The sequence below is a fragment of the Pseudomonas sp. MH9.2 genome, assembly GCF_034353875.1.
Taxonomy (GTDB): domain Bacteria; phylum Pseudomonadota; class Gammaproteobacteria; order Pseudomonadales; family Pseudomonadaceae; genus Aquipseudomonas.
On sequence record NZ_CP133784.1, the window covers coordinates 4,532,250 to 4,547,315 of the forward strand.

17 protein-coding genes are annotated in these 15,066 nt (G+C 57.0%); all 17 read left to right on the plus strand.

All coding sequences use genetic code 11. From position 1 onward, the window contains the following. Nucleotides 1–57: 57 nt before the first annotated feature. Nucleotides 58–549, plus strand: a complete 492-nt coding sequence (gene iscR / locus RHM55_RS20885) for a Fe-S cluster assembly transcriptional regulator IscR (RefSeq protein ID WP_322178128.1) — start codon at nucleotides 58–60, stop codon at nucleotides 547–549. Between the two features lie 44 nt (nucleotides 550–593). Beyond that, entirely contained in the window at nucleotides 594–1,808 is a 1,215-nt protein-coding gene (locus tag RHM55_RS20890; RefSeq protein WP_322178129.1) for an IscS subfamily cysteine desulfurase, read from the plus strand. 47 nt (nucleotides 1,809–1,855) lie between these two features. Then, nucleotides 1,856–2,242, plus strand: a complete 387-nt coding sequence (gene iscU / locus RHM55_RS20895) for a Fe-S cluster assembly scaffold IscU (RefSeq protein ID WP_219061125.1) — start codon at nucleotides 1,856–1,858, stop codon at nucleotides 2,240–2,242. Between the two features lie 44 nt (nucleotides 2,243–2,286). Then, nucleotides 2,287–2,610 carry an iron-sulfur cluster assembly protein IscA gene (iscA, locus tag RHM55_RS20900; protein ID WP_322178130.1) on the plus strand — a complete coding sequence of 108 codons (324 nt, stop codon included), beginning with the start codon at nucleotides 2,287–2,289 and terminating at the stop codon, nucleotides 2,608–2,610. Nucleotides 2,611–2,618: 8 nt separating this feature from the next. Continuing rightward, nucleotides 2,619–3,140: a co-chaperone HscB gene (gene hscB, locus RHM55_RS20905; RefSeq protein WP_322178131.1), complete on the plus strand. Its 522-nt coding sequence runs from the start codon at nucleotides 2,619–2,621 to the stop codon at nucleotides 3,138–3,140. Between the two features lie 42 nt (nucleotides 3,141–3,182). After that, the gene (gene hscA / locus RHM55_RS20910; RefSeq protein WP_322178132.1) at nucleotides 3,183–5,045 is read left to right on the plus strand and encodes a Fe-S protein assembly chaperone HscA; all 1,863 of its coding nucleotides are present in this window, start codon (nucleotides 3,183–3,185) and stop codon (nucleotides 5,043–5,045) included. Between the two features lie 3 nt (nucleotides 5,046–5,048). Further along, a complete protein-coding gene (fdx, locus tag RHM55_RS20915; RefSeq protein WP_219061129.1) occupies nucleotides 5,049–5,390 on the plus strand; it encodes an ISC system 2Fe-2S type ferredoxin in 342 nt (113 codons plus the stop codon). A gap of 14 nt (nucleotides 5,391–5,404) precedes the next feature. After that, complete coding sequence (iscX, locus tag RHM55_RS20920; RefSeq protein ID WP_219061130.1) at nucleotides 5,405–5,605, plus strand: Fe-S cluster assembly protein IscX; 201 nt, start codon at nucleotides 5,405–5,407, stop codon at nucleotides 5,603–5,605. An 88-nt stretch (nucleotides 5,606–5,693) separates the two neighbouring features. After that, on the plus strand, nucleotides 5,694–6,125 hold the full coding sequence (ndk, locus tag RHM55_RS20925) for a nucleoside-diphosphate kinase (RefSeq protein WP_219061131.1): 432 nt from the start codon (nucleotides 5,694–5,696) through the stop codon (nucleotides 6,123–6,125). Between the two features lie 23 nt (nucleotides 6,126–6,148). Further along, the gene (gene rlmN, locus RHM55_RS20930) at nucleotides 6,149–7,297 is read left to right on the plus strand and encodes a 23S rRNA (adenine(2503)-C(2))-methyltransferase RlmN (protein ID WP_322178133.1); all 1,149 of its coding nucleotides are present in this window, start codon (nucleotides 6,149–6,151) and stop codon (nucleotides 7,295–7,297) included. A gap of 14 nt (nucleotides 7,298–7,311) precedes the next feature. Continuing rightward, nucleotides 7,312–8,070, plus strand: a complete 759-nt coding sequence (gene pilW, locus RHM55_RS20935) for a type IV pilus biogenesis/stability protein PilW (RefSeq protein ID WP_322178134.1) — start codon at nucleotides 7,312–7,314, stop codon at nucleotides 8,068–8,070. Then, entirely contained in the window at nucleotides 8,070–9,065 is a 996-nt protein-coding gene (locus tag RHM55_RS20940) for a RodZ family helix-turn-helix domain-containing protein (RefSeq protein ID WP_322178135.1), read from the plus strand. Before pilW ends, RHM55_RS20940 begins: the two co-directional genes overlap by 1 nt. Nucleotides 9,066–9,068: 3 nt before the next feature. Beyond that, nucleotides 9,069–10,178 carry a flavodoxin-dependent (E)-4-hydroxy-3-methylbut-2-enyl-diphosphate synthase gene (gene ispG / locus RHM55_RS20945; RefSeq protein WP_219061135.1) on the plus strand — a complete coding sequence of 370 codons (1,110 nt, stop codon included), beginning with the start codon at nucleotides 9,069–9,071 and terminating at the stop codon, nucleotides 10,176–10,178. 32 nt (nucleotides 10,179–10,210) lie between these two features. After that, on the plus strand, nucleotides 10,211–11,500 hold the full coding sequence (gene hisS / locus RHM55_RS20950; RefSeq protein ID WP_219061136.1) for a histidine--tRNA ligase: 1,290 nt from the start codon (nucleotides 10,211–10,213) through the stop codon (nucleotides 11,498–11,500). Nucleotides 11,501–11,539: 39 nt separating this feature from the next. After that, a complete protein-coding gene (locus RHM55_RS20955; protein WP_322178136.1) occupies nucleotides 11,540–12,181 on the plus strand; it encodes a tetratricopeptide repeat protein in 642 nt (213 codons plus the stop codon). Continuing rightward, complete coding sequence (bamB, locus tag RHM55_RS20960; protein ID WP_322178137.1) at nucleotides 12,174–13,325, plus strand: outer membrane protein assembly factor BamB; 1,152 nt, start codon at nucleotides 12,174–12,176, stop codon at nucleotides 13,323–13,325. Before RHM55_RS20955 ends, bamB begins: the two co-directional genes overlap by 8 nt. A 159-nt stretch (nucleotides 13,326–13,484) precedes the next feature. Continuing rightward, the gene (gene der / locus RHM55_RS20965) at nucleotides 13,485–14,948 is read left to right on the plus strand and encodes a ribosome biogenesis GTPase Der (RefSeq protein WP_219061138.1); all 1,464 of its coding nucleotides are present in this window, start codon (nucleotides 13,485–13,487) and stop codon (nucleotides 14,946–14,948) included. Nucleotides 14,949–15,066: the final 118 nt, after the last annotated feature.

The following is a 15,066-nucleotide window of genomic DNA, read 5'->3' on the forward strand; positions in this document are numbered from 1 at the left end:
CTTAAATACTCGGGAATAGCATACTCGCACTCATTCCGAACCTCCGTGGTACATGCCATGCGACTGACTACAAAAGGCCGATACGCTGTAACCGCCATGCTTGACCTGGCATTACATGCGCAGCACGGGCCAGTGTCTCTGGCCGATATCTCCGAGCGGCAAGGCATCTCCCTGTCTTATCTCGAGCAACTGTTCGCCAAGCTGCGTCGCAGTAATCTGGTGTCGAGCGTGCGGGGGCCTGGTGGTGGTTACCAACTGGCCCGTGACATGCAGGGCATTCAGGTCGCGCAGGTGATCGACGCGGTCAACGAGTCGGTCGATGCAACACGTTGCCAGGGTCTGGGTGATTGCCATGCGGGCGATACCTGCCTGACTCACCACTTGTGGTGTGACCTGAGTTCGCAGATTCACGATTTTCTTAGCGGTATAAGCCTGGCTGACCTTGTAACTCGCCGTGAGGTACAAGAGGTCGCTCAGCGCCAGGATTTGCGTCGAAATACATGCAGAACGCCCCAGCTGGATAAGATTGAAACGTCCGCCGTCGAATGAACGCAGATGAATGCGCGGCGCGCCTGCCTGATAGGAGATATTCAATGAAATTGCCGATTTACCTCGATTACTCCGCGACTACCCCGGTCGATCCGCGCGTCGCGCAGAAAATGAGTGAATGCCTGCTGGTTGACGGAAACTTCGGTAACCCGGCATCGCGTTCCCACGTCTTTGGCTGGAAAGCTGAAGAGGCAGTGGAGAACGCTCGCCGTCAGGTCGCTGATCTGGTGAACGCTGATCCGCGTGAAATCGTCTGGACCTCTGGTGCTACCGAGTCCGACAACCTTGCGATCAAAGGCGCTGCGCATTTTTACGCCAGCAAGGGTAAGCACCTGATCACCAACAAGATCGAACACAAAGCGGTCCTGGACACCATGCGCCAATTGGAGCGTGAAGGTTTCGAAGTGACGTATATCGAGCCTGGTGAAGACGGTCTGATCACGCCTGCAATGGTTGAAGCGGCTTTGCGCGAAGACACCATTCTGGTCTCGATCATGCACGTCAACAACGAAATCGGCACTATCAACGACATCGCAGCCATCGGTGAGCTGACCCGTTCGCGTGGTGTGTTGTTCCACGTCGATGCGGCCCAGTCCACAGGTAAAGTCGAGATCGACCTGGCCAACCTCAAGGTTGACCTGATGTCTTTCTCGGCCCACAAAACCTATGGTCCTAAAGGTATTGGTGCGCTCTACGTGAGCCGCAAACCGCGCGTTCGCATTGAAGCGACCATGCACGGTGGCGGACATGAGCGTGGCATGCGTTCGGGGACATTGGCGACTCACCAGATCGTTGGTATGGGCGAAGCGTTCCGTGTTGCCAAAGAAGACATGGCGTCTGAAAACGTACGCATCAAGGCCCTGAGCGCTCGCTTCCTCAAGCAGGTTGAAGGTCTGGAAGAGCTGTACATCAACGGCAGCATGATTTCCCGTGTACCGCACAACCTGAACCTGAGCTTCAACTATGTCGAAGGCGAGTCGTTGATCATGGCGCTCAAGGATCTGGCGGTTTCGTCCGGTTCCGCTTGCACCTCGGCTTCGCTGGAGCCGTCCTACGTCCTGCGCGCCCTGGGCCGCAACGATGAATTGGCGCACAGCTCGATTCGCTTCACCTTCGGCCGTTTCACCACCGAAGAAGAAATCGATTACGCCGCGCAGAAAGTCTGCGAGGCCGTTACCAAGCTGCGCGCTTTGTCGCCGCTGTGGGATATGTACAAAGACGGTATCGATATCTCCAAGATCGAGTGGGCTGCGCACTAATTAAGTCGCCTGCAAGAGCGGCTACCTGATGAGAGAGGATTAGCACCATGGCATACAGCGAAAAGGTCATTGACCACTACGAAAACCCGCGTAACGTCGGCAAGATGGACGCGGAAGATCCTGATGTTGGCACCGGTATGGTCGGCGCGCCGGCATGCGGCGACGTAATGCGCCTGCAAATCAAGGTCAACGAACACGGCATCATCGAAGACGCCAAGTTCAAGACCTACGGTTGCGGTTCGGCTATCGCCTCCAGCTCCCTGGCGACCGAGTGGATGAAAGGCAAGACTCTGGATGAAGCAGAGACCATCAAGAACACTCAACTGGCTGAAGAGCTGGCGTTGCCTCCAGTGAAGATCCACTGCTCGGTACTCGCAGAAGACGCTATCAAGGCGGCTGTTCGCGATTACAAGCAAAAGAAAGGCTTGCTCTGAACAGAGCCTTTTTTAACGAAGCTTGATTCAAGTAAGGAGTTTCGATGGCTATCAGCATGACAGAAGCTGCTGCTCAACACGTACGTCGCTCCCTCGAAGGTCGCGGCAAAGGTGACGGTGTTCGCCTAGGTGTTCGCACCACGGGCTGTTCCGGTCTGGCCTACGTGCTGGAGTTCGTCGATGAGGCGGGCAGCGAAGACACGGTGTTCGAGTTGCACGGCGTCAAAGTGATCATCGATCCGAAAAGCATGGTCTACCTCGACGGTACAGAGCTCGATTTCGTCAAGGAAGGGTTGAACGAAGGCTTCAAGTTCAACAACCCGAACGCGCGCGGTGAATGTGGCTGCGGCGAAAGCTTCAATATCTGAGGCTGATCGTGGGTATTCCTTGTCATTTCGCCTTATTCGAGCTCAAGCCAAGTTTCCGTTTGGATCTCGATCAGTTGGCGACGCGCTACCGTGAGTTGGCGCGCGGCGTACATCCAGACCGTTTTGCTGATGCTTCCGAGCGTGAGCAGCGGCTGGCGCTAGAACACACTGCCAGTCTCAACGAGGCCTACCAGACGCTCAAGAACGCTCCCAAACGGGCGCGTTATTTGTTGACGCTGGGGGGTAACGAGTTGCCGTTGGAAGTTACCGTGCAAGACCCCGAGTTCCTCATGCAGCAGATGCAATGGCGTGAAGAGCTTGAGGATTTGCAGGAGGATGCCGACCTGGCGGGTGTTGCGGTATTCAAGCGCCGGCTCAAAGTCGCTCAGGATGAACTGAACGAAAGCTTCGCTGCCTGTTGGGATGATGCTGCGCAACGTGAATTGGCCGAACGGCTGATGCGACGTATGCAGTTCCTCGACAAGCTCACCTACGAAGTGCGCCAGCTTGAAGAGCGCCTCGACGATTAACCCCGTGCTGCCCTGGCCGCACGCCTGTGAATTTCGATAAGTATGGCCCTACTGCAGATCGCCGAACCCGGCCAAAGTCCCCAACCACATCAGCGCCGTCTGGCGGTTGGGATCGACTTGGGCACTACCAATTCGCTGGTCGCTGCATTGCGCAGTGGACTTTCCGAGCCGCTGGCCGATGGCGAAGGGCAGGTCATCTTGCCGTCCGTCGTTCGCTACCACGCTGATCGGGTCGAAGTAGGGCAGAGCGCCAAAAGCGCCGCCGCTATTGATCCGTTCAACACCGTATTGTCAGTCAAACGACTGATGGGGCGTGGCCTGTCCGACGTCAAACAGCTCGGTGAGCAACTGCCTTACCGATTTGTTGACGGCGAGTCTCACATGCCGTTCATCGACACCATTCAAGGGCCGAAAAGTCCGGTGCAGGTGTCGGCTGAAATTCTCAAGGTTCTGCGTCAGCGTGCTGAAGAGTCCTTGGGCGGCGAGTTGGTGGGGGCGGTGATTACCGTTCCGGCCTATTTCGACGACGCCCAGCGTCAGGCCACCAAAGATGCGGCTCGGTTGGCGGGTCTTAACGTTCTGCGTTTGCTCAATGAGCCTACCGCTGCGGCGGTGGCTTATGGTCTGGATCAACACGCTGAAGGCGTGGTTGCTATTTACGACCTGGGCGGCGGTACGTTCGATATTTCCATATTGCGTCTGACAGGCGGCGTTTTTGAAGTTTTGGCAACCGGTGGCGATACGGCACTGGGTGGTGATGACTTCGATCATGCGATCGCCAGTTGGATCGTGAGCGAAGCCGGTCTTTCTGCCGACCTCGATCCGTCTGCGCAGCGCAGCCTGCTGCAAACCGCTTGCGCGGCCAAAGAAGCGTTGACTGAAGTCGATTCGGTCGAAGTCGTGCATGGCGATTGGCATTCTGTGCTGACCCGGCAAGCTTTCGATGCGCTGCTTGAGCCCATGCTAGCGCGCAGCCTTAAAGCCTGTCGGCGCGCGGTCCGCGATGCCGGCATCGAGATTGAAGAAGTTGAGGCCGTGGTCATGGTCGGCGGTTCGACCCGTGTGCCGCGAGTGCGAGAAGCTGTCGCCGAACTGTTCGGTCGTCAACCACTGACCAAGATCGATCCGGATCAAGTGGTGGCCATTGGCGCTGCGATCCAGGCTGATACGCTGGCAGGCAACAAGCGTGACGGTGAAGAGCTGTTGCTGCTTGATGTGATTCCGCTGTCTCTGGGTTTGGAAACCATGGGTGGGTTGATGGAGAAGGTGATTCCACGAAACACCACCATTCCCGTCGCTCGCGCTCAGGATTTCACCACCTATAAAGACGGCCAGTCAGCCATGATGATTCATGTGCTGCAGGGCGAGCGGGAACTGATCAGCGATTGCCGCTCCCTGGCTAGGTTCGAGCTGCGAGGCATACCACCGATGGTTGCTGGCGCCGCGAAAATTCGCGTCACGTTCCAAGTCGATGCGGATGGCTTGCTCAACGTTGCGGCCCGTGAGCTGGGTTCGGGTATCGAGTCGAGTATCCAAGTCAAGCCATCCTATGGCCTGACCGACGGCGAAATTTCCCGCATGCTCAAGGACTCGTTCCAGCACGCCAGTGATGACAAAGTCGCTCGTGTACTGCGCGAACAGCAAGTCGATGCCCAGCGTCTGCTCGAAGCGGTGCAGGGTGCGCTGGATGTGGACGGTGAGCGCTTGCTCGACGCTGAAGAGCGGATGGTGATCGAGTTGCAGATGAAAGAATTGAGTGAATTGATGCAGGGCACTGATGGTCCTGCCATCGAGCTGCAGACCAAGCGTCTGTCGCAGGTGACCGATGCATTTGCTGCCCGACGCCTGGATTCGACGGTGAAAGCCGCGCTGGCGGGACACAACCTGAATGAAATTGAGGGATAACTGATGCCGCAGATCATTTTTCTGCCACATGCCGTGCTGTGCCCGGAAGGTCTGGTTGTCGAGGTCGCGCCCGGTACCTCCATTCTCGACGTGGCCCATGATAACCATATCGAGATCGAGAGCGCCTGTGGCGGCGTCTGCGCCTGCACCACGTGTCATTGCATCATTCGTGAGGGCTTTGACTCGCTGAATGAGGCTGACGAACTGGAGGAGGATTTGCTCGACAAGGCCTGGGGGCTGGAGGCGCAATCGCGCTTGTCCTGCCAGGCGATTGTCGGCAATGAAGACCTGACCATCGAAATACCTAAATACACGATCAACCATGCGGCTGAAGCGCCGCACTGATTCAAGGGGTTCTTATGAGTCTGAAATGGGTTGATGTGCAGGAAATCGCAATCCAGCTGGCTGAAAGCAAGCCGGATGTTGATCCAAGATCGCTTAACTTCGTCGATCTGCGTAAATGGGTGATGGAATTGCCCGAGTTCGACGATGCGCCGGATCGCAGTGGCGAAAAGGTTCTGGAGGCCATTCAGGCTCTCTGGATCGAAGAGCTCGACTGAGCCGCGCTGCAGGTTAGGCAATACCAAAGAACCCGCGTATAATTCGCGGGTTTAATTTTTCGAAAATTACCGTTTCTGGAGTTACACCATGGCTGTTCAACGTACTTTCTCCATCATCAAGCCTGACGCCGTTGCAAAAAACGTAATCGGCGAGATCGTCACTCGTTTTGAAAAAGCCGGCCTGCAAGTCGTTGCTTCGAAAATGAAGCAGCTGTCCAAGGCTGAAGCTGAAGGTTTCTACGCTGAGCACAGCGCTCGTGGTTTCTTCGGCGACCTGGTTGCGTTCATGATCTCTGGCCCGGTTGTGGTTCAGGTTCTGGAAGGCGAAAACGCCATCGCTAAAAACCGCGAACTGATGGGCGCTACCAACCCTAAAGAAGCAGCTGCCGGCACCATCCGTGCTGATTTCGCTGATTCCATCGACGCCAACGCTGTACACGGTTCCGATTCCGAAGCTGCTGCTGCACGTGAAATCGCTTACTTCTTCGCCGCTACCGAAGTAACCGCTCGTAAGGCCTAAGGCCATTGAGTGAGGGTGAAAACATGACAACATCGACTGGCAAAACAAACCTGTTGGGTCTGACTCAACCGGAAATGGAGAAGTTCTTCGACTCGATCGGGGAGAAGCGTTTCCGTGCCGGTCAGGTGATGAAGTGGATTCACCACCTTGGCGTCGATGATTTCGACGCCATGACGAATGTCAGCAAGGCCTTGCGCGAAAAGCTCAAGGTCTGCGCTGAAATTCGCGGTCCTGAAGTCGTCAGCGAGGACATCTCCACCGATGGCACCCGTAAATGGGTGGTGCGTGTGGCGTCCGGCAGCTGTGTCGAGACCGTTTACATCCCTCAAGGCAAACGCGGCACGTTGTGCGTTTCGTCCCAGGCGGGCTGTGCCCTGGATTGCAGTTTCTGCTCCACCGGCAAACAAGGTTTCAATAGCAACCTCACCGCCGCCGAAGTGATCGGTCAGGTGTGGATTGCCAACAAATCCTTTGGCAGCGTCCCGGCAACCGTCGACCGTGCCATCACCAACGTGGTGATGATGGGCATGGGTGAGCCGCTGCTGAACTTCGATAACGTAGTAGCCGCCATGCATCTGATGATGGATGACCTGGGCTATGGCATTTCCAAGCGCCGGGTGACGCTGTCCACCTCGGGCGTGGTACCGATGATCGACGAGCTGTCCAAGCACATCGACGTCTCACTGGCATTGTCGCTGCATGCACCCAACGATGCACTGCGCAACCAATTGGTACCGATCAACAAGAAGTACCCGCTCAAGGTCCTGCTCGAATCCTGCCAGCGTTATATGTCGACCCTGGGCGAAAAACGCGTACTGACCGTTGAGTACACGTTGCTCAAAGACATCAACGACAAGGTCGAGCACGCGGTCGAAATGGCTGAGCTGCTCAAGGACACGCCTTGCAAGATCAACCTGATCCCGTTCAACCCGTTTCCTCACTCGGGTTACGAGCGCCCAAGCAATAACGCGATCCGTCGTTTTCAGGATCAGTTGCATCAGGCCGGTTACAACGTCACTGTGCGCACCACGCGCGGCGAAGATATCGATGCAGCATGCGGTCAGTTGGTTGGCCAGGTTCTGGATCGCACTCGACGCAGTGAGCGTTATATTGCTGTGCGCGAGTTGAGTGCCGAGGCCGACCAGGCCCAAAGCGCTACGACTCGAACCTGACTGAGAGGACCTCTATGACCCTGCGCGCCGCGCTATTGCTGTGTTTCGTCAACGTGCTGGCTGGCTGCGTTTCGTCGGGCAGTGTCGATCCGATGAGCACCAGCAAGGGTCGTGACCAGGCGCGCGCCGCGTACGTGCAGCTGGGGCTTGGTTATCTGCAGCAGGGTTCCACCGAGCGCGCCAAGGTTCCTTTGAAAAAAGCCCTCGACCTGGACAGCTCCGATCCTGACGCGAATGCTGCGCTGGCATTGATCTTTCAGGCTGAAATGGAGCCGGAGCTGGCGGACAAGCAATACCTCAAGGCACTTTCGGCGCGTTCCAACGATGCGCGAATCCTGAATAATTACGGCAGTTTCCTGTACGAGCAAAAGCGTTACAAAGAAGCTTACGAGCGTTTTCAACAGGCCGCCGCTGATACCCTCTACCCGGAACGTTCACGGGTTTTCGAGAGTTTGGGGATGACCGCACTGAGGCTCAATCAGCGTGACGAAGCCACCGGCTACTTCACCAAAGCCCTGCGTCTGGATCGCCAACAGCCACGCGCATTGCTGGAAATGGCTGAGTTGTCGTTCGAAGACAGGCATTATGTGCCCTCGCGTGAGTATTACGACCGTTTTAGCCAACTGAGCGATCAAAATGCACGTAGTCTATTACTCGGTACGCGGTTGGCAAAAATCTACGATGATCGCGATAAAGCAGCCAGTTTTGGGCTGCAACTAAAAAGACTCTATCCCGGTAGCCCGGAATATCAGCAATACCTGTCGGAGCAATGATGAAAGCGGCGCATCCCGAAGTTGTAGCAGCCACTCGCGTGAACCCTGGCGAGACCTTGCGTCAGGGCCGAGAGAGCAAAAACTGGTCGCTGCCTGATGTGGCCTCGAGGCTGAACCTCACCGTCGCGTCCTTGGGCAACCTTGAAACTGGCGATTTTGAAAAGTTGCCTGGGCATACCTTCGCCCGGGGCTATATCCGTGCCTACGCGAAACTTCTTGGGCTCGATCAAAGTGCGTTGGTTCAGCAGTTCGATCAATACACCGGCACCGATGCCCATGGCAGTAATGTGCACAGCCTGGGTCGCATTGAAGAGCCGGTGCGGCTGTCGCACAATATTTTGCGCATTGTCAGCTTGCTGTTGCTCGTGGTTCTGGTCGGTGCCGGTTTCTTCTGGTGGCAGGATCAGACGTCGATGCGCGGCAAAGAGTCGACAGGGATCAGCCTTGAGCACGTCGAAGTCGAAAGTGCTGATGGCACGACCCAGATTCATCCTCTGGATGAACCTGAAGATCAAGCCGTGACCGAGTCTCAAGGGACGTCGTTACCTCTCGCCGCAGGTGAGCCCGCGGCTGAAACCGCAGCGACGACGCCTGCTGCTCCGTCCGCTCCGGCCGTTGGCACGCCTTCGGCCAACGTCCCGGTTACACCGCCTGCGGTGCCGGTGCGCACAACTCCGATGACACCAGTGGCGCCATCGACCGTTGCAGTAACGCCTGTTACGACACAAGCGGACCCTGCAGCTGTGGTAGCGGGTTCTGGTCACATCAAGCTGCAATACGTCTCCGATTGCTGGACGCAAGTGACCGATGCCAACGGCAAAGTGTTACTCAGCGGTGTGAAGCGCAAGGGCGAGAATCTGGATGTCACCGGCAAGCCGCCGCTCACGTTACGCCTGGGCTTTGCTCGCGGTGTTCAAGTGAGCTATAACGGCCAGCCTGTGGACATGGCACCTTTTACCAGTGGCGAAACCGCTCGCCTGAAGCTAGGGCAATAAGTCATGCACGGCGAATCACCGATCAAACGTCGCGAATCTCGTAAAATTTGGGTCGGCTCCGTCCCGGTGGGCGGTGATGCGCCCATCGCGGTGCAGAGCATGACCAACAGCGACACCAACGATGTCGCGGCCACGGTTGCGCAGATCAATCGTCTGGAAGCGGCTGGCGTCGATATCGTGCGGATTTCGGTTCCGGACATGGATGCTGCCGAGGCGTTTGGCCGGATCAAGCAATTGGTCAAGGTCCCCTTGGTTGCCGACATCCACTTCGACTACAAAATTGCATTGCGCGTCGCCGAGCTGGGCGTTGACTGCCTGCGGATCAACCCGGGCAACATCGGCCGCGAAGACCGTGTGCGCGCGGTGGTGAGTGCCGCCCGTGACCGTGGGATTTCGATCCGTATCGGGGTCAACGCGGGGTCGCTGGAAAAAGACCTGCAGAAAAAATATGGCGAGCCGACACCGGCTGCGCTGGTCGAGTCCGCGTTGCGGCATGTCGAGCATCTGGATCGTCTGGATTTCCAGGATTTCAAGGTGAGTGTCAAAGCCAGCGACGTGTTCATGGCGGTGGAAGCCTATCGCTTGCTCGCCAAGCAAATCATTCAGCCGTTGCACCTGGGCATTACCGAAGCCGGTGGCCTGCGTTCAGGCACGGTAAAATCAGCTGTTGGCCTCGGTATGCTGCTTGCCGAGGGGATTGGCGATACTATCCGCATCTCGTTGGCTGCTGACCCGGTCGAAGAGGTGAAAGTCGGTTACGACATTCTCAAATCGCTGCACCTTCGTTCCCGTGGCATTAACTTCATTGCCTGCCCGAGCTGTTCCCGGCAGAACTTCGATGTGGTCAAGACCATGAACGAACTGGAAGTGCGCCTTGAAGATTTGTTGGTACCGCTGGATGTCGCGGTGATCGGTTGTGTGGTCAACGGTCCTGGCGAAGCCAAGGAGGCGCATATCGGCCTCACTGGGGGAACGCCTAACCTGATTTACATCGACGGCAAGCCAGCGCAGAAGCTGACCAATGACAATCTGGTCGATGAGCTTGAACGCTTGATCCGTCAGAGAGCGGCCGAAAAGGTCGAAGCCGACGCAGCGCTCATCGCGCGCGGTTGATAGGCCAATACAGATTTCGCTAAGGATTTTTCGTGAGTAAGTCTCTGCAAGCCATTCGTGGCATGAACGACATCCTGCCCGACCAGACGCCCCTGTGGCGCTATTTCGAGGGCACGGTGTCGCGTCTGCTGGATAACTACGGTTATCGCCAGATTCGTATGCCAATCGTTGAGTTCACCGAGCTGTTCAAGCGCTCTATCGGTGAAGTGACCGACATCGTCGAAAAAGAGATGTACACCTTTGCCGATCGCAACGGTGACTCTCTGACCCTGCGCCCTGAAGGCACTGCGGCATGTGTGCGTGCAGTGCTTGAACACGGTATTACCGGTGGCGGCCAGGTTCAGAAGCTTTGGTACATCGGCCCTATGTTCCGCCACGAGCGGCCACAGAAAGGCCGTTATCGCCAGTTTCATCAAATTGGGGTGGAAGTCTTCAATCTTGATGGCCCGGACATCGACGCCGAGCTGATTGTTCTGACCTGGCGTCTATGGGGCCTGCTGGGCATTCGCGGCGCGGTCAAACTTGAGCTCAACAGCCTGGGCACCAGCGAAGCGCGCGGGCGTTATCGCGAGGCGCTGGTCGAGTTTCTGTCGGCACGCCTGAGCGAACTTGACGAAGACAGCCAGCGTCGTCTGAAAACCAACCCGCTTCGCGTTCTCGACACCAAGAGCCCTGAAACCCAGGCCGTTCTGGTGGACGCGCCGAAGCTGGCGGATTACCTCGACGACGAGTCGCGTATCCACTTCGACGGGCTCAAGGCACGTCTGGACGCAGCCGGTATTCCGTATGTGATCAATCCCAAGCTGGTGCGCGGGCTCGATTACTACAGCAAAACCGTTTTCGAATGGGTCACCGATCAGTTGGGCGCCCAAGGCACTGTGTGTGCCGGTGGTCGTTATGATGGCCTGGTCGAGCAAATGGGCGGCAAGCCTACGAGCGGCGTCGGTTTTGCCATGGGCATCGAGCGTCTGGTCCTGCTGCTGGAAACCCTGGAGCAGATCCCGGAAGAAATCTCGCGTCAGGTCGACGTCTATCTGTGTGCCTTCGGTGAAGCTGCCGAACTGGCTGCATTGACCCTGACCGAACGTTTGCGTGACCAGTTGCCGAACCTGCGTTTGCAGGTCAATGCCGGCGCTGGCAGTTTTAAAAGCCAGTTCAAAAAAGCCGACAAGAGCGGTGCACTGTACGCGCTGATCCTGGGCGACGATGAACTGGCCCAGCAAGTGGTAGGTTTCAAACCCCTGCGTGGCCAGGGCGAACAACAAAATATTGCCTGGGATGCTCTGTCTGAGCACCTGGCCGCCTGCGTTGTGCAGGGTTGAAGCTGATAAACAGCCGTTTTAGCGAATAGGAGTATTGGGGTGTCGCGTACCGAAGATGAAGAACTGGCCGTGATGAAGGACTGGTGGCAACGCAACGGCAAACCCCTGGTTACTGGCGGTTTGCTGGCGTTGATCGTGGTATTTGGCTGGCAAGCCTGGCACAGATATCAGGGCAACCAGTCGCAAGGCGCCTCGATGCTCTATCAGCAATTGCTGGAAACGGCCTTGACCCCGAGCGGTCAGCCTGACACGGCACGGGTCGCGGATATCGCGGGCAAGTTGAAAAGCGAATTCGGTGGCTCGGCTTACGCTCAATACGGCAGCCTGTTCGTGGCTAAAGTGGCGGTTGATACCGGCAAGCTCGATGATGCTGCCGCTGAACTCAACGCCATTACCGCCAAGCCGTTCAACGACACGCTGGGTGAAATTGCGCGTCAGCGTCTGGCTCGGGTGTTGGCTGCTCAGAACAAGACTGACGAAGCACTGAAACTGCTCGACGGTGATGCCGACAAAGCATTCCTGGCCAGCCGTGAAGAACTCAAGGGCGACCTGCTGGTACAGCTGGGCCGTGCCGACGAGGCGCATGCGGCCTATCAAAAAGCCAAATCCGCGCTGTCTGAAGAAGCGGCAGTGGGTAGCTTACAAATGAAACTCGACGACTTGGCGAAAGGGGATGCGTGACGTGATGCGTTGGAAACATGCAGCATTGCTGGCCCTGGCCATATTGGCCGCGGGTTGCAGTAGCAACAGCAAAAAGGAATTACCACCGGCCGAGCTGACCGACTTCAAAGAAGAAGTGGTTCTGCAAAAGCAATGGAGTCGCTCCATCGGTGATGGCCAGGGCAAGAACTACAGCATGTTGGTTCCAGCTGTCGAAGGTGAGAATATCTTCGCTGCGGACGTCACCGGTATTGTGATGTCTCTGGATCGCACGACGGGCGACGTGATCTGGAAGAAGGACCTTGAACTGCCTGTTTCCGGTGCCGTTGGCGTAGGCTCCGGTCTGGTGATGGTCGGTACGCTCAAAGGCGCAGTCATCGTTCTTGACGCTGCCACCGGCGAAGAAAAGTGGCGCGCTCGCGTGACCAGTGAAGTGCTGGCACCGCCTGCGACCAACGGTGACGTGGTCGTGGTTCAGACGCAGGATGACCGTGTGTTCGGCTTCGATGCTGCCACCGGCAACCAGCGCTGGATCTACGAAAGCACCCCTGCGGTCCTGACATTGCGCGGTACTGGCGCGCCGATCGTGACCAGCCACCTTGCCTTGGCCGGTCTGTCGACGGGTAAAGTCATTGCATTGAATACCTCGAACGGCGTGCCGATCTGGGAGCAACGCGTTGCTATTCCACAAGGTCGCTCGGAACTGGATCGTGTTGTCGATATCGACGGTGGTCTGCTGTTGTCTGGCAGTACGTTGTATGTCGCCACCTATCAGGGTCGTGTCGCCGGTCTGGATGTAGAGAGCGGTCGTGTGCTTTGGCAGCGTGATGCGTCAAGCTATGCCGGTGTCGCCCAAGGTTTTGGCAGCGTCTACGTGAGTCTGGCCAGTGGCACTGTCGAAGGCGTCGATGAGCGCTCCTCGACAGCGCTTTGGAGCAACGATGCATTGGCTCGTCGCCAGCTGGGTGCGCCGGAAGTGTTTTCCAGCTACGTGGCGGTCGGCGATATGGAAGGCTATCTGCACCTGCTGAGCCAGGTCGATGGCCGTTTCGTTGGTCGTGAGAAAATTGACGGCGATGGCCTGCGTGCCCGTCCGTTGGTTGTTGGCGACACGATTTATGTGTTTGGCAACAGCGGCAAGCTGGAAGCCCTGAAGATCAAGTAATGGTTGTCTACGCGTGAGGCCGCTCTCTATGTTTGAAACATAGGGCCTCTTGCAGCCTTGCCCCGGCAAGGCCTGCGGCACTTCTGGTGCCGCTCCGAACTCCGGCCGCTGCCATGCAGCGGCTTTTGTATTTTCTGAAATAACGAAGTGGAGAGCCGCATGGTTCCCGTAATCGCCCTGGTGGGTCGACCGAACGTCGGCAAGTCCACCTTATTCAACCGCCTGACCAGGACTCGCGACGCTATTGTCGGCGATTTGTCCGGTCTGACCCGTGATCGCCAGTACGGTGAGGCAAAGTGGCAAGGGCGTTCCTACATTCTGATCGACACCGGCGGTATCTCTGGTGATGAACACGGCATGGACGAAAAGATGGCCGAGCAGTCGCTGCTGGCCATCGAAGAAGCCGATGTTGTGTTGTTCCTGGTAGATGCCCGTGCCGGTTTCACGGCTGCTGACCAAATGATCGGCGAGCACTTGCGCAAGCGTGGCAAGCGTTCCTACGTGGTAGCCAACAAGGTCGACAACATCGATCCTGAAATGGCCCGCGCTGAATTCAGCCCGTTGGGTATGGGTGATGCGATCCCGGTTGCTGGTGCTCACGGTCGTGGCATCACTCAGATGCTGGAAATCGCCCTCAGCGAATTCCCGAAAGACCCTGAAGAAGAGATTGAGGCCGAAGATGTCGCCGAAGGCCAGGAAGCCAAGCGCATTCCAGGTCCTAGTGAAAAAGACGGGATCAAGATCGCGATCATCGGCCGTCCGAACGTTGGCAAATCGACGTTGGTCAACCGCATGCTCGGTGAAGACCGGGTTATCGTCTATGACGAGCCTGGCACCACCCGTGACAGCATCTACATTCCCTTCGAGCGTAACGACGAGAAGTACACGCTGATCGACACCGCGGGTGTGCGCAAGCGCGGCAAGGTCCACGAGGAAGTCGAAAAGTTCTCGGTGGTGAAAACCCTGCAGGCGATCAAAGACGCCAACGTGGTGATCTTCGTGATGGACGCCCGCGAAGGCGTGGTCGATCACGACCTCAACCTGCTGGGCTTTGTCCTGGAATCCGGTCGTGCGCTGGTTATCGCATTGAACAAGTGGGATGGCATGGATCCGAGCGAGCGCGAGTTCGTGAAGATCGAGCTGCAACGTCGCTTGTTCTTCGTCGACTTCGCCGATATCCACTTCATCTCGGCCTTGCATGGCACGGGTGTGGGTAACCTCTACCAATCGGTTCAGAACTCGTTCAAGTCCGCAGTCACCCGCTGGCCGACTAACCGCCTGACTCAGATTCTTGAAGACGCGGTCAGTGAACATGCACCGCCGATGGTTGGCAGCCGCCGCATCAAGCTTCGCTATGCTCACTTGGGCGGTGCTAACCCGCCGTTGATCGTGATTCACGGCAACCAAGTCGAGAAAGTACCCAAGTCCTATGTCCGTTATCTGGAAAACACCTACCGCCGCGTGTTGAAGCTGGTCGGTACGCCAATCCGGATCGAGTTCAAAGGCGGGGAGAACCCATACGAAGGCAACAAGAACACGCTGACAGACCGTCAGGTCAACAAGAAGCGTCGAATGATGTCTCACCACAAGAAAGCTGACAAAAAACGCAAAGATAAGCGTTGATCCGGTAACGGATATTCTTGAAAAGGGCGCCAATGGCGCCTTTTTTTATGCGCGTGGTATGGGCTATCCTGTTTGTTTCCCGTGCCGCCGTAGAGCCGGGTGTAAGCAAGGGAATGGC